22 protein-coding genes and 1 tRNA gene are annotated in these 20,851 nt (G+C 63.2%); 12 read left to right on the forward strand and 11 right to left on the reverse strand.

Features of this window, described 5'->3' with window-relative positions:
* Positions 1–6: 6 nt before the first annotated feature.
* Both rdgB and rph read right to left on the reverse strand, forming a co-directional pair.
* Complete coding sequence (gene rdgB / locus ABFC66_RS02065; protein ID WP_346739288.1) at positions 7–615, reverse strand: RdgB/HAM1 family non-canonical purine NTP pyrophosphatase; 609 nt, start codon at positions 613–615, stop codon at positions 7–9.
* Entirely contained in the window at positions 612–1,328 is a 717-nt protein-coding gene (gene rph / locus ABFC66_RS02070) for a ribonuclease PH (RefSeq protein WP_346739289.1), read from the reverse strand. The genes rdgB and rph overlap by 4 nt, the downstream gene beginning before the upstream one ends.
* A 214-nt stretch (positions 1,329–1,542) precedes the next feature.
* On the opposite strand from rph, the gene hrcA reads away from it, so the two are divergent.
* Both hrcA and grpE read left to right on the forward strand, forming a co-directional pair.
* Positions 1,543–2,604, forward strand: coding sequence for a heat-inducible transcriptional repressor HrcA (hrcA, locus tag ABFC66_RS02075; RefSeq protein ID WP_346739290.1), 1,062 nt, complete (start codon positions 1,543–1,545; stop codon positions 2,602–2,604).
* 99 nt (positions 2,605–2,703) lie between these two features.
* Positions 2,704–3,318: a nucleotide exchange factor GrpE gene (grpE, locus tag ABFC66_RS02080; RefSeq protein WP_346739291.1), complete on the forward strand. Its 615-nt coding sequence runs from the start codon at positions 2,704–2,706 to the stop codon at positions 3,316–3,318.
* A 15-nt stretch (positions 3,319–3,333) separates the two neighbouring features.
* Here the strand turns inward: grpE and ABFC66_RS02085 are convergent, their stop codons facing one another.
* Entirely contained in the window at positions 3,334–4,920 is a 1,587-nt protein-coding gene (locus ABFC66_RS02085) for an arylsulfatase (RefSeq protein WP_346739292.1), read from the reverse strand.
* A 193-nt stretch (positions 4,921–5,113) separates the two neighbouring features.
* Between ABFC66_RS02085 and ABFC66_RS02090 the strand changes: the two genes are divergently transcribed.
* From ABFC66_RS02090 to ABFC66_RS02100, 3 genes are all read left to right on the forward strand, one after another.
* Entirely contained in the window at positions 5,114–5,821 is a 708-nt protein-coding gene (locus ABFC66_RS02090) for an NnrU family protein (protein ID WP_346739293.1), read from the forward strand.
* Positions 5,822–6,240: 419 nt separating this feature from the next.
* Positions 6,241–6,331, forward strand: a tRNA-Thr gene (locus ABFC66_RS02095).
* Between the two features lie 215 nt (positions 6,332–6,546).
* Positions 6,547–6,774, forward strand: coding sequence for a hypothetical protein (locus ABFC66_RS02100; RefSeq protein WP_346739294.1), 228 nt, complete (start codon positions 6,547–6,549; stop codon positions 6,772–6,774).
* A gap of 11 nt (positions 6,775–6,785) precedes the next feature.
* Here ABFC66_RS02100 and ABFC66_RS02105 read toward each other — a convergent pair whose 3' ends face one another.
* Positions 6,786–7,424 (reverse strand): alpha-ketoglutarate-dependent dioxygenase AlkB, encoded by a 639-nt coding sequence (locus tag ABFC66_RS02105; RefSeq protein WP_346739295.1) that lies wholly within the window; start codon positions 7,422–7,424, stop codon positions 6,786–6,788.
* A 289-nt stretch (positions 7,425–7,713) separates the two neighbouring features.
* Here ABFC66_RS02105 and dnaK point away from each other — a divergent pair, with 289 nt between their 5' ends.
* The 5 genes from dnaK (at position 7,714) to ABFC66_RS02130 (ending at position 12,848) form a co-directional block, all read left to right on the forward strand.
* Positions 7,714–9,627, forward strand: a complete 1,914-nt coding sequence (gene dnaK / locus ABFC66_RS02110) for a molecular chaperone DnaK (RefSeq protein ID WP_346739296.1) — start codon at positions 7,714–7,716, stop codon at positions 9,625–9,627.
* Positions 9,628–9,732: 105 nt separating this feature from the next.
* The gene (dnaJ, locus tag ABFC66_RS02115) at positions 9,733–10,884 is read left to right on the forward strand and encodes a molecular chaperone DnaJ (protein WP_346739297.1); all 1,152 of its coding nucleotides are present in this window, start codon (positions 9,733–9,735) and stop codon (positions 10,882–10,884) included.
* Between the two features lie 69 nt (positions 10,885–10,953).
* Positions 10,954–11,292 carry a DMT family protein gene (locus ABFC66_RS02120; protein WP_346739298.1) on the forward strand — a complete coding sequence of 113 codons (339 nt, stop codon included), beginning with the start codon at positions 10,954–10,956 and terminating at the stop codon, positions 11,290–11,292.
* A gap of 79 nt (positions 11,293–11,371) precedes the next feature.
* Positions 11,372–12,187, forward strand: coding sequence for a 4-hydroxy-tetrahydrodipicolinate reductase (dapB, locus tag ABFC66_RS02125; protein WP_346739299.1), 816 nt, complete (start codon positions 11,372–11,374; stop codon positions 12,185–12,187).
* 28 nt (positions 12,188–12,215) lie between these two features.
* Positions 12,216–12,848 carry a 2,3-bisphosphoglycerate-dependent phosphoglycerate mutase gene (locus ABFC66_RS02130; protein WP_346739300.1) on the forward strand — a complete coding sequence of 211 codons (633 nt, stop codon included), beginning with the start codon at positions 12,216–12,218 and terminating at the stop codon, positions 12,846–12,848.
* A gap of 45 nt (positions 12,849–12,893) precedes the next feature.
* Here the strand turns inward: ABFC66_RS02130 and ABFC66_RS02135 are convergent, their stop codons facing one another.
* Entirely contained in the window at positions 12,894–13,409 is a 516-nt protein-coding gene (locus tag ABFC66_RS02135; RefSeq protein WP_346739301.1) for a DUF2244 domain-containing protein, read from the reverse strand.
* 11 nt (positions 13,410–13,420) lie between these two features.
* Here ABFC66_RS02135 and nth point away from each other — a divergent pair, with 11 nt between their 5' ends.
* Positions 13,421–14,161, forward strand: coding sequence for an endonuclease III (nth, locus tag ABFC66_RS02140; RefSeq protein ID WP_346739302.1), 741 nt, complete (start codon positions 13,421–13,423; stop codon positions 14,159–14,161).
* A 33-nt stretch (positions 14,162–14,194) separates the two neighbouring features.
* On the opposite strand, the gene ABFC66_RS02145 is transcribed toward nth, so the two are convergent.
* A complete protein-coding gene (locus ABFC66_RS02145) occupies positions 14,195–14,602 on the reverse strand; it encodes a hypothetical protein (protein WP_346739303.1) in 408 nt (135 codons plus the stop codon).
* A complete protein-coding gene (locus ABFC66_RS02150) occupies positions 14,599–15,258 on the reverse strand; it encodes an EI24 domain-containing protein (protein WP_346739304.1) in 660 nt (219 codons plus the stop codon). Before ABFC66_RS02150 ends, ABFC66_RS02145 begins: the two co-directional genes overlap by 4 nt.
* A gap of 119 nt (positions 15,259–15,377) precedes the next feature.
* On the opposite strand from ABFC66_RS02150, the gene ABFC66_RS02155 reads away from it, so the two are divergent.
* Positions 15,378–16,370, forward strand: a complete 993-nt coding sequence (locus tag ABFC66_RS02155) for an adenosine kinase (protein WP_346739305.1) — start codon at positions 15,378–15,380, stop codon at positions 16,368–16,370.
* A gap of 131 nt (positions 16,371–16,501) precedes the next feature.
* Here ABFC66_RS02155 and coaA read toward each other — a convergent pair whose 3' ends face one another.
* The 4 genes from coaA to ABFC66_RS02175 all read right to left on the reverse strand — a co-directional run bounded on the left by coaA (position 16,502) and on the right by ABFC66_RS02175 (position 20,646).
* On the reverse strand, positions 16,502–17,458 hold the full coding sequence (gene coaA, locus ABFC66_RS02160; protein WP_346739306.1) for a type I pantothenate kinase: 957 nt from the start codon (positions 17,456–17,458) through the stop codon (positions 16,502–16,504).
* Positions 17,455–17,787 (reverse strand): phosphoribosyl-ATP diphosphatase, encoded by a 333-nt coding sequence (locus ABFC66_RS02165; RefSeq protein ID WP_346739307.1) that lies wholly within the window; start codon positions 17,785–17,787, stop codon positions 17,455–17,457. Before ABFC66_RS02165 ends, coaA begins: the two co-directional genes overlap by 4 nt.
* A gap of 125 nt (positions 17,788–17,912) precedes the next feature.
* The gene (locus ABFC66_RS02170) at positions 17,913–18,992 is read right to left on the reverse strand and encodes a pentapeptide repeat-containing protein (RefSeq protein WP_346739308.1); all 1,080 of its coding nucleotides are present in this window, start codon (positions 18,990–18,992) and stop codon (positions 17,913–17,915) included.
* 124 nt (positions 18,993–19,116) lie between these two features.
* The gene (locus ABFC66_RS02175; RefSeq protein WP_346739309.1) at positions 19,117–20,646 is read right to left on the reverse strand and encodes a CHAD domain-containing protein; all 1,530 of its coding nucleotides are present in this window, start codon (positions 20,644–20,646) and stop codon (positions 19,117–19,119) included.
* Between the last annotated feature and the right edge of the window lie 205 nt (positions 20,647–20,851).

Here is a 20,851-nt window from a genome sequence, read left to right on the forward strand (position 1 = left end):
TCCAGACTATTTCTGTCCAAAGCAGTTATCGACCAGTTGCCTGAAGGCATCGGCGCGGTGCGACATCGCGTGTTTGCGCTCGGGCTCCATCTCGCCGAATGTTTCCTCATGGCCATTTGGCACGAACATCGGATCGTAGCCGAAGCCTTTGGTCCCGCGCGGCGGCCAGACGAGTTCGCCGTCGACCCGACCTTCGAAATATTCGATGTGGCCATCGGGCCAGGCAAGCGCAAGGCCGCAGATGAAATGGGCGCGCGTGTCGAGCGTGCCTTCCTCGACGAGACCGAGGCGGACGCGCTCCATCGCGAAGTCGAAATCCTTCTGCGGGCCTGCCCAGCGCGCCGAATAGATGCCCGGCGCGCCGCCAAGCGCCTCGACGCAAAGGCCGGAATCGTCGGCAAGCGAGGGCTTGCCACTGGCCTTCGCGGCGGCGAGCGCCTTCAGCTCTGCATTGGCGCGGAACGTGTCGCCGGTTTCTTCCGGCTCATCGAGGCCGAGATCGCCTGCCGAAAGCGTTTCAATGCCGAAGGGCGCGAGCAATTCCCGGATTTCCCGGACCTTGCCCGCATTGTGGCTGGCGACTACCAGCGTCTTTTCCGCAAACTTGCGGCTCATAGGCCGACAGCCTTCTTCTGAAGCTCTACGAGATCGGCGATGGAGGTACGGGCGAGGCCGAGAAGCGACATCAGCTCCTCCTGGCTGAAGGGCTCGGCTTCCGCCGTGCCCTGGATTTCGCAGATGCCGCCCTTGCCGGTCATGACGAAATTCGCATCCGTCTCGGCCTCGGAATCTTCCGGATAGTCGAGATCGGCCACGGGGACGCCGCGATAGATGCCGCAGGAGATCGCCGCCACGTGATCCTTGATCGGCGAGATCGAGATCATGCTGCGGTTCATCATCCACTGCACACAGTCGTAAAGCGCGATCCAGGCGCCGGTGATCGAGGCCGTGCGGGTGCCGCCATCGGCCTGAATGACGTCGCAGTCGATCGAGATCTGGCGTTCGCCGAGAAGCTTCATGTCGACGACCGAGCGAAGCGAACGGCCGATCAGACGCTGGATTTCCTGCGTGCGGCCGGACTGCTTGCCCTGCGAGGCCTCGCGGCGCATGCGCTCATGCGTCGAGCGCGGCAGCATTCCATATTCCGCCGTCACCCAGCCTGCGCCCTTGCCCTTGAGGAAGGGCGGCACGCGCTCCTCGAGGCTCGCCGTGCAAAGCACATGGGTGTCGCCAAATCTGACGAGGCAGGAGCCCTCGGCATGTTTGGTGACGCCGCGCTCGAAGCTGACAGCCCTCATTTCGTGGGGCGCACGGCCGGATGGACGCATGGAAACCTTCTCTTCCGTCGAAATTGGTGTTGGCGTTCGGAAATTCGCTTGTTCCCGGCGCCCGGGAACCGCAGGTTTAGTAGCGCGGGCGGGGCGCAAAGGCAAAGCCTGTGCGGTGGCCGGAAGAGGCAGGCACCCGCGGCAATTGACGCGGAGGGCCCCGCTTCCTAGATTTACCTCCAATTTCAGGCAGATAGCGGAGACACAGGAACCCATGGTTGCCGTCAAGGATCTCAACGATCGCTCGCGCGAGATATTGCGCCGTGTCGTGGAGAGCTATCTTGAAACCGGCGATCCGGTCGGCTCCCGCTTCCTGTCGCGCCATCTCCCCATGTCGCTGTCGGCCGCCTCGATCCGCAATGTGATGTCGGATCTGGAGGCGCTGGGCCTGCTTTTCTCGCCGCATACGAGCGCGGGCCGCATTCCGACCGAGGCGGGCCTGCGCATGTTCGTGGACGGGCTCCTCGAGATCGGCGACCTCTCGGAAGAGGAACGGCGCTCGATCGAGCGGCAGGTTTCGGGGCAGCACAAGAGCGTCGAGGACGTGCTCGACGAGGCCTCGAAAATGCTCTCCGGCCTCAGCCATGCGGCGGGCTTCGTGCTTGCGCCGAAATATGAAGCGGCGCTGAAGCACATCGAATTCGTGCCCATCGATCCGGGTAGGGCGCTTGTCGTCATCGTCACCGAGGGTGGCGAGGTGGAAAACCGCGTCATCGAAATTCCGATGGGCCTGCCGCCTTCGACGCTTGTCGAGGCGACGAATTATCTGAATGCGCGGCTGCGCGGAAAGACCTTCGAGGAAGCGAAGACCATTCTCGCCCGCGAGATGGAGACGCAGCGGGCGGAGCTCAACGAACTCACCTCCCGCGTCATCGCATCGGGCCTTGCGACCTGGTCGGGCTCGAAGGTCGCGCAGTCGGACGATCCGCTGTCCAAGTCGCTGATCGTGCGCGGCCGTGCGCGGCTCCTCGAAGATGTCCATGCGATGGAGGATCTGGAACGGGTCCGGCTTCTTTTCGACGAGATCGAGAACAAGCGCGAGCTGGTGCAGCTTCTGGGCCTTGCCGAACAGGCGGACGGCGTGCGCATCTTCATCGGCTCGGAGAACAAGCTCTTTTCGCTGTCGGGCTCGTCGCTGATCATCAGCCCCTATATGGACCAGCAGCAGCGCGTGGTCGGCGTTCTGGGCGTGATCGGACCCAAGCGGCTCAATTACGCCCGCGTGATCCCGATGGTCGATTACACGGCCAAGCTCGTCGGGCGCCTCATCAACTGAGGCAGGCCCCGATCGAGCAAAGTGGCAATTCGAAGCACACAGGTTGACAGACGGGGCCCGAACGCGCACATGCGGGGCTCAAATCGAGTGGATATGACGATGAGCGATCAGAACAACGAAGACGAAGCGGCAGCCATGGGCGTCGCGCCGCAGCCGCTGCCCGACGCCGCCGAACAGCCCGCCGGCGAGGCTGAGCCCGATCCCTTTGTCGTATTGCAGGCGCTTCAGGCCGAAAATGCCGATCTGAAGGACAAGCTCCTTCGCGCCGTCGCCGAAGCCGAGAATGTCCGCCGCCGCGCCGAGCGCGACAGGCAGGACGCGGCCCGCTACGGCGCCGCCAATTTCGCCCGCGACATGGTGCAGGTGTCGGACAATCTGCGCCGCGCCATCGCCACGCTGAACCCGGAAGAGCGCGAAGCCGCCTCGGCGACGGTGAAGGCGCTGATCGAGGGCGTGGAGGTGACCGAGCGCCAGCTCCTCGCGACCTTCGAGCGCCACGGCATCAAGGAAATCACGCCCGCTCCCGGCGACCGTTTCGACGCCAATCTGCATGAAGCCATGTTCGAAGTGCCCGGCACCGGCCAGCCGGCGGGCACCGTCGTCCATGTCGTCGAGGCCGGTTACACGATCGGCGACCGGCTGCTTCGCGCCGCGCGCGTCGGCGTCGCCAAGGCGGATGAGGGCAACGGGGCCCATGTCGACACGAAGGTCTGACGCCTTCGCGAGACCTCAGGTCGGGATCGCAAACATGACGATCCCGGCCTTTTCGACATAGTCATCCCACAGGGTGAGAAGTTCGGCGAGGCGCGCGGGCTCTGCCTGCGCGCGGTCGTCGGTCTCGCCGGGATCGGTGGCGACGTCATAGAGCTGCCAGTCGCCCGTGCCTTCGGGCGCGGGAATCCAGATCGCCTTCCAGTCGCCCTTGCGTATGCCGCGCCGGCCGAAGAATTCCCAGCCGGTGACGGCGTCCTTCGGATGGACCTCCGGCGCCTTGCCTTCGAGCCAAGGCAGGAGAGAGCGGCCCATCGGCTCGACCACCTTTCGGCCCTTGTAGTCCGGCGCGGGATGCGTCGCACCCGCGAGATCGAGCAGCGTCGGCATCACATCCATCACGGTCGAGAAGGCATTGCCGATGGCGGGCGAAGGGAGAAGCTCCGGCCAATGGGCGAAGGCGACGACGCGGATGCCGCCTTCCGACGTATAGGTCTTGTAGAGGCGCGACGGCGCGGTGGCGGCCTGTGCCCAGCGGGGCCCATACCACACATAGGAATTCGGACGGCCGATATTGTCGAGGCTGTTGTCGTAATACTTGTCGATGAAATCCATGAGATAGGGGCCAAAGACCGGCACCGCCTCGATCAGCGCGCCTTCGGCGCCATTGTCCGACATGAAGAGAACGAGCGTGTTGTCGAGTTCACCCGTCGCCTTGAGATACTCGACGACGCGGCCGACATTCCAGTCGAGACGCTCGACCATGGCCGCGTAGACTTCCATGGCGCGGGCGGAGCGGGCGCGCTCCTCATCGTTCATCTCGTCCCAGGGCTTGTTCTTCGCGACGATCGGATGGGCCTTGATGTCCTTCGCGCAAAGGCCCAGCGCCTTCAGCCTTTCAAGACGCTCCTCGCGCAGCGCCTCGGGGCCCTTGTCGTATCGGCCCTTGTATTTCGCGATGAGATCGTCCGGCGCCTGGAGCGGCCAATGCGGCGCGGAGAAGGCGAGATAGGCGAAGAATGGCCGGTCGTCCTTCCGCTCGCCGAGATACTGAAGAAGCTTCGTCGTGAAGCCGTCCGAGGAATAGAAATCTTCCGGCAGATCGACGAAGCGGTCATCCTCCGTATAGAGAGTATCCTGCTTCGGAAAACCGGTGCCGGCCTTGGGCGAGGAGGCGTAGTGGTTCGCCGCGCCCGGCAGGAGCGCGAAGGAGCGCTCGAAGCCTCGCGCATGGGGGCAGGTCTCGAGCGTGTCGCCGAGATGCCATTTGCCCGACATGAGGGTGAGATAGCCTGCGTCGCGGAGAAGCTGCGGCAGGGTGGCGACGCGGTCGTTGAGATAGCCCTCATAGCCCGGCTTGCCGCGCTGGGTCGGGTGGAGCACCTCGACATGAGTGCCGAGGCCCGCGATATGGGCATCGGTGCCAGTGAGCAGCATCGCCCGGGTCGGCGCGCAGGCGGGCGCGGAATGGAAATTGGTGAGGCGAAGCCCCTTCAGCGCCAGCGCGTCGAGATTCGGCGTCGAAATCTCGCCGCCGAAAGCGCCGATGTCTGAAAACCCCATATCGTCGGCGACGATCACCAGAAAATTCGGTCGCTTGCCCAACTTGTCCCCGCTCCTTCGCGCGTTCCCATATTCGCGGGTGAGCTTGCCGAAGGATGGGCGGAGACGAAAGAGAAAAATGGACCGTGGTATATTTTTGATGTTTCCGCGAATTGAGGCATGCTTGCAAAAGCCCTTGTACGGGAGGGGGCAAGAACGATTTTCAATAGCATTTGGTACGAGTCAGGGGAGTTTCATGGCGAATCTGTGGGCGGCGGCAGCCTTCTTTCTGGTAATTCACATCGGCGTTTCGGGGACGCGGTTGCGCGATGCGATCGTCGGCGCGGTCGGCGAATGGCCCTATCTCGGCGCTTTCGCGCTCGCCTCTGTGGGCGGGCTCGTCTGGCTCATCATCGGCTACAATGAGGCCGTGATGGAGCCCGACCGGCTCTATTGGGTCGCGCCCGTGGGGCTCAAGCACATGGCCCCGCCGGTCATGCTGATCGCTTTCCTTTTCGCGGTGGTGGGCCTGACCACGCCGAACCCGACCGCCTTCCGCTCGGAACGCGTGCTCGACACCGAGGGCGACGACGCGCTGGGCATCGTCCACATCACGCGTCATCCGTTCCTCTGGGGCGTCATGATCTGGTCGACGCTTCACATCGCCATGAAGGGCGACAAGGCCTCGATCCTTTTCTTCGGAACCTTCCTGCTGGTCGCGGCGCTGGGCACGCTCTCCATCGACGAAAAGCGCCGCCGCAAGCTCGGCGCCAAGTGGACCGCCTTCGCCGCCCGCACCTCGAACCTGCCCTTTGCCGCAATCTTCTCGAAGCGGACGAAGTTCCGTTTCACGAGGCACGGCTGGTGGCGCATCCTCGCGAGCCTTATCGCCTTCGCGCTGATGCTCTACGCCCACCTCTGGCTGTTCGACGTTTCGCCGATCCCGGGCTGGAAGCCTTATTAATCGGGGCCCGTTAATTGCCTAAAATCCATCCGCCGTCAGACAAAAGGTCCGACGGCGGATGGTTATGGATTCGCATGATAAGTATTCGGTGAAGTCCGATCCAAGACTGGACCCCGTATGGTTGGGAGCAGCGTCGAACGTCCCCCAACTCCTACGTTTTCGGGGCTAACTAAAGTGGAATGAAACCTATCCACATAGTTTAGCACTCCACCGGGGCGCTGATTCACCCAAGCCAAATCATTGATAAAGCTTGTCTTTCGGTCACGACGCTCAGACCGACCACGTGATGTTAACCACTTTTTTGTCGTCACTCCGACACAAGTCATTGATGAGAATCAAAGCTCAGCTACTATGTCTGGGTGCGTCGGTACATGGCGCAACTAAAAAGGCCCCGCTTAAGGGCGGGGCCTAAATAGGTCGGACCGGTAGCTGAACTGGAAGCCTGCCACGGCGCACAGCACCCGATTTGTAATCGGGGGAATGTGGGTTCGAGTCCCACCCGGTTCGCCACTAACAGATCGGCTGTCCACAAGTCGATCTGCCTCTCGAGCGGCCCCTTCCAAAAGGGCCATTCAACCTAATCAACCTTGGGCGGCTCCGAAAGGGGTCGCCCTTTCTTTTTGAACGTATATATATTGCGCCACCCGAAAGATTTCCGTCAATAGCTAGTGAATAGCTAATTAGCTATAAATCAGCTAAATTTCCTCTCGGACGAGGAAGTTCACATGGCGGACGAACGCAAAGCACCGGCAATCAACCTCAATCTATCGCGCCAGACAGTGCGCTATTTGCACACGTTAAAGCGTAGCGGCTTGCACGGTAACAAGATCGGCGTAGTCGCCCGAACTCTAGTTCAAGATCAGATCAAGTCGCTCATCCAACAGGGGGTACTCCGTATGGAGTTCGACCCCGGCGATGACGGCGACGACGATGACGACGGCACGCCTGCTTAGGCAGGACGCGGCTATGCGACTGGTTTACTCACCCGCCTCAGCGTCAAGTTCAGCCTCCCTCCGCCTTCCACCAGTTGTGACGAGCCGGGGATGATCCGGTCGACGCCGTGGAAGCGCATTCTGGAGGGGCCACCCAAGATCAACACGTCGCCGCTCGACAGGCGGAAGCTTTTCGACTTGTCGCGGCGCTCGTAGCCGCCGACGCGGAAGACGCAAGTGTCGCCCAGAGAGACCGAGAGGACGGGGGCGTCCAGTGCCGCTTCGTCGCGGTCCTGATGGAGGCCCATCTTCGCCTTCTCGCCCCGATAGATATTGACGAGGCAGGCCTCGGGCGGGGCGGGGTAATGGCCAAGCTCCGTCCAGAGGTCGAGAAGGATCTCAGGGATCGGGGGCCAGGGCTCGCCGGTTTCGGGGTGGCGGGGCTCGTAGCGATAGCCCCTCTCGTCGGAGAACCAGCCGAGCGGGCCGAAATTGGTCTGGGTGATCGACCAGGGCTGGCCGGTGCGCGGCATGCGGGGGCGATAGGGCGGGGCGGCCTTCGCGCCCTCGCGCAGCGCCTCGATCAGGGCGCGCTGCTCCGCCGGGCCGAGCAGCCCCGGATAGAGGGCGAGGCCCTCGAAACCCGTTTCGACCGGCGTCGGCTTCGCCAAATCAGTCGCCCTTTCGGTTAACGCCTGCGCGGCCCGGCGAAGGGCGATGCAGAACAATCCCACAAATCGAATCCCTGTGGCCCAAATGCCGCATCCCCGCTTGCGGGGCCCACAAGCGAAACCTATATACAGCCCAGTCATTCCACCCCCCAAGCCATTCGGGGGACCCCTTAGGGGGCCGGAGCCGGACTCGCCGAAGGCGCAGCTTGCGCAAGTCGTGCGGGAATGGCATTGGGCGCCGTCCAGACGGGCTCGCCCGGCCTGCCGCAAAATAAAGAGGACCTTTGAGATGGGAAAAGTAATCGGCATCGACCTCGGCACCACGAACTCGTGCGTCGCGGTGATGGATGGTTCCACTCCGAAAGTGATCGAGAATTCCGAAGGCCTGCGCACGACGCCGTCGATCGTGGCCTTCTCGCCGGATGGCGAGCGCCTTGTCGGACAATCGGCGAAGCGCCAGGCCGTCACCAACCCGACCAACACCTTCTTCGCGATCAAGCGCCTTATCGGCCGCTCCTATGACGATCCGACGACGCAGAAGGACAAGGGCATGGTGCCCTATTCGATCGTGCGCGCGCCGAACGGCGACGCCTGGGTCGAGGCCAATGCCGAGAAATATTCCCCCTCGCAGATTTCCGCCTTCATTCTCCAGAAGATGAAGGAAACGGCCGAGAACTATCTCGGCGAGACGGTGACGCAGGCCGTCATCACGGTGCCCGCCTATTTCAACGACGCCCAGCGCCAGGCGACCAAGGACGCGGGCAAGATCGCCGGCCTTGAAGTGCTGCGCATCATCAACGAGCCGACGGCTGCCGCTCTCGCCTATGGCCTTGAGAAGAAGAATGGCGAAATCATCGCCGTTTACGACCTCGGCGGCGGCACGTTCGACATCTCCATTCTCGAAATCGGCGACGGCGTCTTCGAAGTGAAGGCGACGAACGGCGACACGTTCCTCGGCGGCGAAGACTTCGACATGCGTCTCGTCAACTACCTCGCCGACGAGTTCAAGAAAGAGAACGGCATCGACCTCAGGGGCGACAAGCTCGCGCTGCAGCGTCTGAAGGAAGCCGCCGAAAAGGCGAAGATCGAGCTTTCCTCGGCGCAGCAGACCGAAGTGAACCTGCCCTTCATCACGGCGGATGCCTCGGGTCCGAAGCATCTGACGATGAAGCTCACGCGCGCCAAGCTCGAAGCGCTCGTCGAAGACCTGATCCAGCGCACCATCGAGCCCTGCAAGAAGGCGCTCAAGGATGCGGGCGTGACGGCGGCCCAGATCGACGAGATCGTTCTCGTCGGCGGCCAGATCCGCATGCCGAAGATTCAGGAAGTCGTGAAGCAGTTCTTCGGCAAGGAGCCGAACAAGTCGGTGAACCCGGATGAAGTCGTCGCCATGGGCGCGGCCATTCAGGCGGGCGTGCTGCAGGGCGACGTCAAGGACGTGCTGCTGCTCGACGTGACGCCGCTTTCGCTCGGCATCGAAACGCTGGGTGGCGTGTTCACGCGCCTCATCGACCGCAACACCACGATCCCGACCAAGAAGTCGCAGACCTTCTCGACGGCGGACGACAACCAGAACGCCGTGACGATCCGCGTCTTCCAGGGCGAGCGCGAAATGGCCGCCGACAACAAGATCCTCGGCCAGTTTGACCTGCTCGGCATTCCGCCGGCGCCGCGCGGCGTGCCGCAGATCGAAGTCACCTTCGACATCGACGCCAACGGCATCGTCAACGTGTCGGCCAAGGACAAGGCGACGAACAAGGAACAGTCGATCCGCATTCAGGCCTCGGGCGGCCTGTCGGAAAGCGACATCGAGCAGATGGTGAAGGACGCCGAAGCTCACGCCGAGGAAGACAAGCGCAAGCGCGAGGAAGTGGAGGCGCGCAATCACGCCGAAGCTCTCGTCAACTCGACCGAGAAGACGCTCGCCGAAAATGCCGACAAGGTTTCGGCTGAAGTGAAGGGCGAGATCGAAGCCGCCGTCGAAGCGCTGAAGGCCGCGCTCAAGGATGGCTCGATCGACGACGTGAAGGCGAAGACGCAGGAACTGACCCAGACCGCCATGAAGCTCGGCGAGGCCATCTACAAGGCCGCGCAGGAAGAAGGCGCGGCTGGCGAAGGCGGTTCCTCGGCCAATGCCGGCGACGATGTGGTGGATGCCGACTTCGAGGAAGTCGACGAAACCAAGCGGGACGACAAGCACTGATCCGAACCCGCCGGGCTTGCCCCATGTCGTTCACCCCTAACACGCATGAGAACGCCCCGGTGAGTTTCGGCTCGCCGGGGCGTCGCTCTGTGAGACCTTAATTCCATGTCCAAACGCGATTTCTATGAAGTGCTGGGCGCCGCGCGAAATGCGACGGCGGACGAGTTGAAGAAGGCCTATCGCGCCAAGGCGAAGGAGCTTCACCCAGACCGCAATCCCGGCGACGCAGAGGCCGAAGCGAAGTTCAAGGAATTGAACGAGGCCTATGACGTGCTGAAGGATGAGCAGTCGCGCGCGGCCTATGACCAGTTCGGCCATGCGGCCTTCGAAGGCGGCGGACCGGGACGCGGCGGGCCGGGCGGCGGCTTCAGCGGCGATTTCGGCGCCTCCATGTCCGACATTTTCGACGATCTCTTCGGCGAATTCATGGGTGGCCGTCGCGGACGGCGCGGCGGCGACGGCGGCCGCACGCGCGGTCAGGATCTCCGCTACAACATGGAGATCAGCCTCGAGGAAGCCTTCGAGGGCAAGAAGGCGCAGATCCGCGTGCCGTCTTCCGTCGCTTGCGACACCTGCAACGGATCGGGCGCGGAGCCGGGCTCAAGCCCCGTCACCTGCACGACCTGCCAGGGCGCGGGCAAGGTGCGGGCGACTCAAGGCTTCTTCACGGTGGAGCGCACCTGCCCGACCTGCCACGGCCGCGGCCAGACCATCGAGAAGCCTTGCAAGAGCTGCCACGGCGCGGGCCGCTTGGAGCGCGAGCGCACGCTGTCGGTCAACATCCCGGCAGGCGTCGAGGACGGCACGCGCATTCGCCTGACGGGCGAGGGCGAGGCAGGAATGCGCGGCGGACCTGCGGGCGACCTCTACATCTTCCTCTCGACCAAGCCGCATCCGATCTTCCAGCGCGACGGCGCCGACCTTTTCTGCCGCGTGCCCATTTCGATGGCCACGGCGGCGCTCGGCGGCGAAATCGAAGTGCCGACGCTCAACGGCAAGCGCGTGAAGGTGAAGATTCCGGAAGGCAGCCAGACGGGCCGCCAGTTCCGGCTGAAGGACAAGGGCATGCCCGTCCTGCATTCGCGCGAGATCGGCGACCTCTATATCCAGACCACCGTCGAGACGCCGGTGCACCTCTCGAAGAAGCAGAAGGAATTGCTGCGCGAATTCGAGAAGGCATCGAGCAAGGAAACGAACCCGGAAAGCTCCGGCTTCTTCGCGAAGGTGAAGGAGTTCTGGGACGGGTTTCAGAGCTGAGGCCGATTTCGGCTAGGATGAAAGGGCTCCGCGAGCGACATCGCGGGGCCCTTTTTCATGCGGGTTCCCATGCAAGCCTATCTGCTGCCTATCGGCCTTCTGACGCTCTCCAACCTCTTCATGACCACCGCCTGGTACTGGCACCTGAAGCACAAGGGCATGGCCCTCTTCACGGTCATCCTGATCAGCTGGGGGCTGGCCTTTTTCGAATATTGCCTCGCCGTGCCCGCCAACCGGTTCGGCTCGTCGGTCTATTCGGCGGCGCAGCTCAAGACGATCCAGGAGGTCATCACCCTCATCGTCTTCGCGGGCTTCTCGGCCTTCTATCTCGGCCAGCCCATCAGCTCGAACACGGCCATAGGCTTCGCGCTGATCGCGGCGGGCGCCTGGTTCATTTTCCGCGGCTGAAGGGCCGATTTACCTCGCCGGACGGGCCTGATATACCCGCCGCCTATAGTTTTTCCGCTTCCGGACCCCGGACGAAACCATGGCGCAAGACGTGAAGATCGCGGTAACGGGCTGCGCGGGCCGCATGGGCCGCACGCTGCTGAAGCTCATCCATGAGACGGAGGGGGCTCTGCTCGCGGGCGGCATCGAGGCCAAGGGAAGCCCCAATGTCGGCGCCGATCTCGGCACGCTGGCGGGGCTCGGCTCGCCGCTCGGCATCAAGGCGTCTGACGACGCGCTCGGCGTCATCAAGGACGCTGACGCGCTGATCGACTTTTCGGTGCCCCGCGCCAGCGTCGAATTCGCCGGCCTCGCCGCGCAGGCGCGCATCGTCCATGTCATCGGCACGACCGGCTTCGAGGCGGAAGACGAAGCGCAGATCGCGGCCGCGGCCCGACATGCGACCATCATCAAGGCCGGGAACATGAGCCTCGGCGTCAACCTGCTTGCCGCGCTGGTGCGGCAGGCGGCGAAGGCGCTCGATCCCTCGTGGGACATCGAGATCGTCGAGATGCATCACCGCCACAAGGTCGATGCGCCTTCGGGCACGGCGCTGCTTCTGGGCGAAGCGGCAGCCGAAGGGCGGGGCATCACGCTCAGCAATCATTCCGAGCGCGGACGCGACGGCCTGACGGGCGCGCGCGAAGAAGGCGCGATCGGCTTTGCGAGTCTGCGCGGCGGCAGCGTCGTCGGCGACCATGACGTGATCTTCGCCGGACCGTCCGAACGCATCGTGCTCGGCCATATCGCCGAGGACCGCGCGATCTTCGCCCGCGGCGCCATCAAGGCCGCGCTCTGGGGACAGGGCAAGGGCCCCGGCCTCTTCAACATGGCCGATGTTTTGGGCCTGAAGTAAGTCAGTCTACGGATAAAGGAATAGAAAAGTGTCGAACCTGCTTGTTCTCGTCCGTCATGGACAAAGCGAATGGAACGAGAAAAACCTCTTCACCGGCTGGCGCGATCCGGGCCTGACCGAGCAGGGCAAGCGCGAAGCGCATGAGTCCGGCCACGCGCTCAAGGAAGCAGGGTACCAGTTCGACGTCGCCTACACCTCGGCGCTCAGCCGCGCGCAGGAGACGAACCGCATCATCCTCGAGGAACTCGGCCAGCCGAACCTGCCCGTGGTGAAGGATCAGGCGCTCAACGAGCGCGACTATGGCGATCTCTCCGGCCTCAACAAGGACGACGCCCGCGAGAAGTGGGGCGAGGAGCAGGTGCATATCTGGCGCCGCTCCTATGACGTGCCGCCGCCCGGCGGCGAAAGCCTGAAGGATACGGCGGCGCGCGTGCTGCCCTATTTCGAAAAGGAAATCCTGCCCCGCGTGCTCAAGGGCGAGCGCGTGCTCGTCGCCGCGCATGGCAATTCGCTTCGCGCCCTCGTCATGGTGCTCGACAAGCTGACGCAGGATGAGGTCATTGCGCTCAATATCGGCACCGGCGCGCCGCTCGTCTATGAGCTCGACGACAAGGGCAATGTTCTCTCGAAGAAGAGCCTGATCGAACGCGAGGCACACTGACACAAGCCTGCCGTCATGCCCCGCCGGGAGCGTGACGGCAAACGCCTAAGCGTTCTTCCGGAACATGCCGTTCCGCAAATCCCTCAACGCGCCATTGAGCGCGCGGGCAAAATCGATGCGCTCGGCGGGCGAGAGCTGATGGGCGATTTCCAGCGCCTTGCCATGCGAGACGAGATAGACGTCCTTCGTCTCGTCGGGATGTTCGATGAGTTCGAGCCGCACCCAATAGGGCTGGAAGCTCCAGGCGCGGGCGCGGCCTTTCTGGTCGACGCGGCGGACACGCAATTCATCATCGGAAAGCTGGATCGTCTCATGCGCCCGGGCGGCGCGGTAATTCGCCCTGAAGGCCCAATAGACGAGCGCCACATCGAGGCCGCAAAAGCCGAAAACCGGCCAGGCGCCTTTCAGCAGGAAGACGAGGCCCCCGGCGAAATTCACGACGATGACCACGCCCATGAGGATGATGAAGCCCTTCCGGCTCAGCGAGCGATGCGGCGTCAGCAACGCATCGAAGTGAAGCGGCGGCTCCAGCATTTCGGACGTGGTCGGGCGGGGGGTCATCGCTAAAAGATATGATCGAATATGGGGTCCGTCCATGGCTTGCGGATTGTTCAGCCGCCGCGCATTTTAACGCAGACCCTGCCGCTCCGCTCCGAAAGCCAGCGCCCATGCCGATGAAAAAAGCCGAGATTGAGGAATTCTTCGCGCGCCTTTCCAAGGCGCTGCCGGAGCCGAAGACCGAACTCGAATATCACAATCCCTATACGCTGCTCGTCGCCGTGGTGCTCTCGGCGCAATCGACCGACAAGGGCGTCAACAAGGCGACGGAAAAACTCTTCAAGCTCGCCGACACGCCGCAGAAGATGGTGAAGCTCGGCGAGACGAAACTCACCGATCACATCAAGACCATCGGCCTCTACAAGACCAAGGCGAAGAACGTGATCGCGCTCTCGCATCTGCTGGTCGAGAAGCATGATGGCGAGGTGCCGCATGATCGCGAGGCGCTGGAAGCGCTGCCCGGCGTCGGGCGCAAGACCGCCAATGTCGTGCTCAACATCGCTTTTGGCGAGCCGACCATCGCGGTCGACACGCATATCTTCCGCATCGGCAACCGAACGGGAATGGCGCCGGGCAAGACGCCGCTCGAAGTGGAGCAGAAGCTGCTGAAGGTGGTGCCGGCGAAATACATGATGCATGCGCATCACTGGCTCATCCTGCATGGGCGCTACACCTGCGTGGCGCGCAAGCCCAAATGCCCGGACTGCATCGTCGGGGATCTCTGCAAGTTCAAGGCGAAGACGACGGCGGAGTGAGGAGCGGATCGGAGTCCGGCATGACGAAAAGGTCTAGGACACTCGCGGAGACTTCTTCGTTTCGACCTCTCCGAGACAGGCCGCCGGATCGGCGGGTCCGCCCAGCGTCTTGCGCGCATCGACATAGGACGAGGCGAGGGCGCCGCTGTTAGTCTTGTAGAAATAGATGAAGAGGCTGCAGGCAGCGCCCGCATATTGCCAGACTTCGGCTTGCGGCTCCGTACGCTTGAAGGCGGGCTCGCCGAGACGGGCCGAGAGCGCGGAAGGCGCAACGCCGAGGAGACTTTGCGGCGTCAGCGGACCGCTGCCGATTTCCTTCAATGGTTCGGCGGAAGCGAGCTCCCGGTTCGACATGCCGACGCCGGAGGATGTGCCATCGGTCGCGCAGGCGGCGAGCAGAAGCGTAGCCATGAGAGGAGCGGCCCGAAGAAAACGCATCATGCGAGGCCGATCCTTTTCGAGGTGTGAACCATGAAGGCGGTGGCAAAAAGCGGCGCGAGCAGATTGAGCAGCGGCACCGTGCCGAAAGCCGCGACGATGACGCCAGCGCCGAAGATGCGGAAGCGATGACGAGAGCGAAGCTCGGCCATCTTCGCGACCGGCACATGGCGAAGCGCGACCAGCTCGAAATATTCGCGGCCGAAGAGATAGCCGTTCACGATCCAGAAGAGCGCGAGATTGATGCCCGGCACGAGATAGAAGGGCAGTGCTATGATGTTGACGACGATCAGCACCGCCGTGAAGCGGATGGCAACCCAGAGCGATTGCAGCACCGGCTGATCGCGGCCCGGCGCGTCGGCGGGATAATCCTGCGCCTCAACCTTCGCGGCGATGCTTTCGAGAAAAAGGCTCGCGACGAGCGAGATGACGGGGTGAACCAGCGGCACCAGCACGACAAGGGCGAAAAGACGCGCGATCCATTCGAGCGTCGTGTCGAGCCAGGGCGTACCGAATTGCGGCACGGCGCCCAGCGCCCATTGAAGCCCGACGCCGAACAGAGCCAGAACGATGATTGTCGCAGCCAGCGACAGCCAGAGAACCCGGCGAAAGGGCGGAGAAAAGGTTTCGTGGAAGGCGCGAAGCGCGTCGGAAAACATGAATTGCGGCCCTCGGGTTGATGAGCGGAGCTTAATGGCTCGGATCGCTTTGTCCAACGGGGGCGGCCTCGCCTATACTGCGCTCCGCTTCCAATTTCTCCTTATGCGTGACGAGGACCATGACCGAACTGAAATATGACGTGGCCGGGATCGGCAATGCGCTGGTTGATGTGATTGCCGATGCCGACGACCATTTCCTCGACACGAACAACATCCAGAAGGGGTCGATGACGCTCATCGACACGGGCCGCGCCGACGAACTCTATGGCCGCATGGGGCAGGCGATCGAAATGTCGGGCGGCTCCTGCGCCAATACGATCGCAGGCCTTGCCTCGCTCGGCGGCAAGGGCGCCTTCTTCGGCAAGGTGAAGAACGACCAGCTCGGCAAGATCTTCGCCCATGACATCAAGTCGCTCGGCGTTCATTTCTCGACGCCGCTGGCCGAGGACGGCCCGCCCACCGGACGCTGCCTCATTCTGGTGACGCCCGACGCGCAGCGCAGCATGAACACCTATCTCGGCGCGGCGCAGAACCTGACACCGGACGACATCGACGATGAAGTCATCAAGTCATCCTACGCGACCTACATGGAGGGCTATCTCTGGGACCAGCCCGGCGCGAAGCAGGCTTTCCTCAAGGCCGCGAAGGTCGCGCGCGATGCGGGCCGCATCGTCTCGCTGACGCTTTCGGATTCATTCTGCGTTGCCCGCTATCGCGACGAATTCCGCCAGCTTGTGAAGGATGAGGTCGATCTTCTCTTCGCCAATGAGGCGGAAATCCTGTCGCTCTATGAAGTCGATATCTTCGACGAGGCTCTGGCGCGCGTGAAGGAAGACTGCAAGTTCGCGGCGCTGACGCGCTCCGAAGCGGGCGCTGTCATCGTCGCCGATGGCGAGGTGCATGTGGTCGATGCCGACAAGGTGGCTAAAGTCGTCGACACGACAGGCGCGGGCGATCTCTTCGCCTCGGGCTTCCTTTATGGCCTGTCGCATGGCTATTCGCCGGTCCACTCCGCGCGCCTCGGCGCCATGGCGGCGGCCGAAGTCATCTCGCATTACGGACCGCGGCCGCAGGTATCGTTGGCGGAGCTTGCGAAAAAGAAGGGGCTCTGACGCGATTTTCGCCGGGTCATCAAGATGGACCCCGGATCAAGTCCGGGGTGACGATCTTTGTTGGGGCGATGGCAATATAATGATCGTCATGCCGGACTTGATCCGGCATCCATCTTCAACAGGCGAAAGCCCTAGAGCTTCCTCAACGCCACATCGCGGATGCGGTGATCGTCGCCCTTGCGGAGGATGAGCTGCGCGCGCTGGCGCGTCGGCAGGATGTTCTTGCGCAGATTGGCGAGGTTGATCGAGGTCCAGATCGAATCCGCCGTCTGCACCGCTTCCTCATCGGTCAGATGCGCATAGCGGTGGAAATAGGCCTTGGGATCGCGGAACGAGGTCTGCCGCAGGCTGAGGAAGCGCTCGATATACCAGCGGCGGATCGCCTCTTCATCGGCGTCGAGATAGATCGAGAAATCGAAGAAGTCGGAGACGAAGGGCAAGGGCTCCTCGCCCTCGGCGGGCTTCCAGGGCTGAAGCACGTTCAGGCCTTCGACGACGAGAATGTCGGGCTGATCGACGACGATGCTTTCGCCGGCGCGAATGTCATAGGTGAAGTGCGAATAGACCGGCGCCTCGACATTGCGGGAGCCTGCCTTCACATCCGAAAGGAACTGGATGAGGCGGCGCACGTCGAAGCTCTCGGGGAAACCCTTGCGGCCCATAAGGTCGCGCTCTTCAAGCACCTTGTTGGGATAGAGAAAGCCGTCGGTCGTGATGAGGTCGACCTTGGGGTGGTTCGGCCAGCGGGCGAGCAGCGTGGAGAGAATACGCGCGGTCGTGCTCTTGCCGACAGCGACCGAACCTGCGACGCCGATGATGTAAGGCACCTTGGCTTGCGTGCGGCCGAGAAAGTCGGAGGTGACGCGGTAAAGCTCCTGCGTCTCCAGCACATAAAGATTGAGCAGGCGCGAGAGCGGCAGATAGATCTCGGACACTTCGTCGAGCGAGATGCGCTCGCCGAAACCCTTCAGCTCTTCAAGCTCGGTTTCGGAAAGGGGAAGCGGCGTGTCCTTGCGCAGCTCGCCCCATTCCGCCGCCGTGAAGTGGCGGTAGGGCGAGAGCGCCGTGCGCTCGATCGTTTCGGTCATTGTCCAGCTCCGCGCGACGCCTTCTCCTCGATGCCGGAGCGGCCTTCGCGGCGCGCAAGTTCGGCATAGACGGCGGCGGGCTCGATGCCCCGCTCCGCGAGAAGAACGAGCCAGTGGAAAAGCAGATCGGCGGATTCGGAGACGATCGCCTTCTCGTCGCCCGAGAGCGCCGCCACGACGGTTTCCACCGCCTCTTCACCGAGCTTGCGCGCGCAGAGCGGAGCGCCGCCCGCGACGAGCTTCGCAGTATAGGACGACGCAGGGTCACCGGCCTTTCGGGATTGGATCGTCTCGAAAAGCGCATCGAGCTGGCGGGCATCGGCTGCCATGTGGCACCCCCTGCAAGAAAAAAAGGGGCCGCGCCGGGAGGTTTGAACCCGGATACGGCGGCCCTCCCTAGCAGATTTGGCCGTCGGATGCCAGCGGGTGAGGCCGATGCGGAAATGAGGCGCGATCAGGTGCGGGTGGCGAGCTTCACACCCTGCATTTCACCCATGCGAGTCCCGGTCTGGATCGAGTCCTTGAGGTTCGCCCCGCGAAGGTCCGCGCCCCGGAGGTCGGCGCGGGTCAGGTCGGCACGGATCAGGATGGCATCGCGGAAATCGGCGGCGGCAAGGATCGCGCCCTGAAACGACACGTCGGCCAGGATCGCCCCCTTGAAGACGGCACTGGCAAGCACCGACCGGGAAAAATCGGTCCGCGACAGGTCCATGTTCGAGAAGTCCGCCCGCTCGCCCTGACGCTGGCTGGTCTGAATCCAGACAAGGTGGCTTTCGAGCATGCGCTTCAGCCGGTCGGGGCCGGGCGCACGGCGCGCCTTGGTCGCCCGCATCATGTCGCCATGCGCGGAGGTGACCTCATCCATGATGGCGCGGCGGAAATCGGCGTCCGAAAGGTTCGCGCCGGCGAGATTGACGTCGCTGAGTTCGGCGCCGGCGAAATTCGCGCCCCGGAGATCGGCGCCCTTCAGATTGACGCCGGTGAGCGAGGCGCCTTCGAAGTCGGCGTCCAGGAGCTTGCAGTCGGTGAGCCGGGTTCCGCGCATGATCGCATTGCGGAAGGTCGAGTGCTCACGATTGGTCTTGATCTGATTGCCCGCGCGAATGACCACGCCGCGACGCAGATCCGCCCCTTCGAGGCGGGCATCCGTCATCTCGGCATTCTCGAAACAGGCGCCACGCAGATCGGCCTGCCCGAAATCGGCGCGCGTCAGGTTCGCGCCGTCGAAATTGGCGCTGAAGAGATTGGCGCCCTGAAAGCGCGCATCCTCGAGATTGGCGTTTTCGAAACTGCAGGCGATGAAATGGGCATGCGAGAAGTTCAGGCCGCGCAGGTCGAGCCCGGACAGGTCGCAGTCTTTCATGACCACGCACCAGCCGTTGGGAATGCCCTTGAGATAGCGCAGGTTGAGCTCGGCGAGCTTCTTTACCGCCTCGATCGTAATGCGGCGGCCGACAATTGCCTGAGGATCGCGGCCGACATCAACCTGCATCCGGGCCTCGCCTGCACGGCGGGGCGGCGTTTCTTCTGACATTTACGCAGCACTCCGAACACGGACTCGGGCCGCAACCGACCATCTCGCGGAATGCTATCTGACAATTGTTTCAAAATTCATTAAGGACGCGCTAAAGGGCCGCACCCCGCCGCATATCAGCGCTTCAGCGCCAGAAGGGCTCAATGTCGCGAAAATCCCGCCACAGCCCGACCGCCGACTGCCATTGCTTGCGGGCGCGCCGTTCGTGATAGGCGATGAGACGGGCGCCCGGAGCGGAGAGGGAAGGCCGCAGGCCCGTCAACTCTTCGGTGAGCTTGCGGGCGGACTCAAAGTCGTTCAGGGCGCCGAACACATCCTGCAATTCCGACAGCGCATGAAGATAGCTGCGCGTATCGGGCCGGCGATATAGCGAGGCGAAGAAGCTCAGCGTGTAGCGCAGCTTCTTCAAGCGCTTGCGGAGGTCGTGACGCTCATCGACGCTGAGCTCGTCGATGCGCCGGCCAAGCCTGCTCGCGTCCTTCAGATATTTGTCGAGCGCCTTCGGAGCGAATTCGAAGAGCGGCGCCTCGAACCGCGAGGCATCGCCGCCATCCTCGCGCCAGCCGCGCTCATCCACGTAAAGGGCAAGGCGCAGCACAAAGGAACTCATGCGCGCCGAACGCAGCGCGGCGCGAGCGCCGGACCAGGCGCGCTTGCGCTGCTTCTCTGCCGCCTCACGCAAGGCCGCGATCTGCTTGTCGCCGGGCTCTTCCTTTTCGAGCGGCGCGAGAATGGTCGTGATGAAGACGTCGAAATCGCGGGCACGGCCGATGGCGGTCGCAAGCCATTTCGCATCGCGCGAAAGCTGCTGCGCGGTCTCGTCCTTCATCACCTTGCGGAAGGCGGCGAAGGCCGAGCGCATGCGGCGGAGCGCGACGCGCATCTGATGCAGCGCCTCGGTCGAGGCATGTTCAATTGCGACGGCCTCGTTCAGAAGAAGATGCGTGAGGCATTGGCCCAGGATCGTCGCATAGGCATCTTCGACATCGATGGTGCGATCGAAGGAAACCGTCTCCGCACGGATCGCGCCGGGCTTTTCATTGCCCGCAAGAGTGACGCCCCGCTCGGCCTTGCTCCGCAATCCCACGCGAAGCGGCACCATGTCGGCGAGTTCGAGCGCCAGACGATAGAGGCTCGACGGATCGCCGCGCTTCAGTTCGAGCTCGACTTCGCTGACCCGCGCCTCGCGCCCATTCGCGCGCAACACGCCGCGGTCGATCGCGAACTCGATCTCGTCGCCATCCGGCGTCATGAGCTGGCGAGCGGTGCGATGAATATCCGACATCAGACGGGGCGCAATCGGCGCGCCGTTGGCCGCCGCGCGGATACGTGCCTTCATGTCCGCAGGCAGGCGATTGAGGTCCGGGCCTTCCTCGTCGCTTCCGAGCTGCACTTCCCATTCGCCGCGATCGCTCGCCAGACCGTTACCGTCGCTTTCGGTCTTGAGCGTCTGGATGCGCTTGCCGCCCGCCTCGCGCACGCGAAGCGCAAGGCCGCTCTTCATCAGCGCGAAATCTTCCGTATCGAAATAGGTGGAGCGCAGCGTCTTTTCGCTGGCGCGCCCACGCTTCAGGCGGGCGAGGATCGGCGCGCGGGAGACACGATCGAGGGCTTCCGGCTCACATTCGAGCTTGAGCTCAATCTCGCGATTCATTCTGAGGCCTCACGGACAGGGTGCGTGTCGACGGACCCTCGAAGGGTCTGTCGCTTGGTCGATCGGGCATACGGCATCGCGCATTCTCGCTGAACCAGGGCACTCGGGCTAATTATTCTGCTTGGAATCCGCAAGACTCGCAAATGGCACATGCTGCGCCCCAACGCCGCTGTGTCACAGCCGCACAGGCGCCGGGATCGCGAGC

Source organism: Parvibaculum sp., assembly GCF_039680535.1.
In the GTDB taxonomy this organism is placed as follows: domain Bacteria; phylum Pseudomonadota; class Alphaproteobacteria; order Parvibaculales; family Parvibaculaceae; genus Parvibaculum.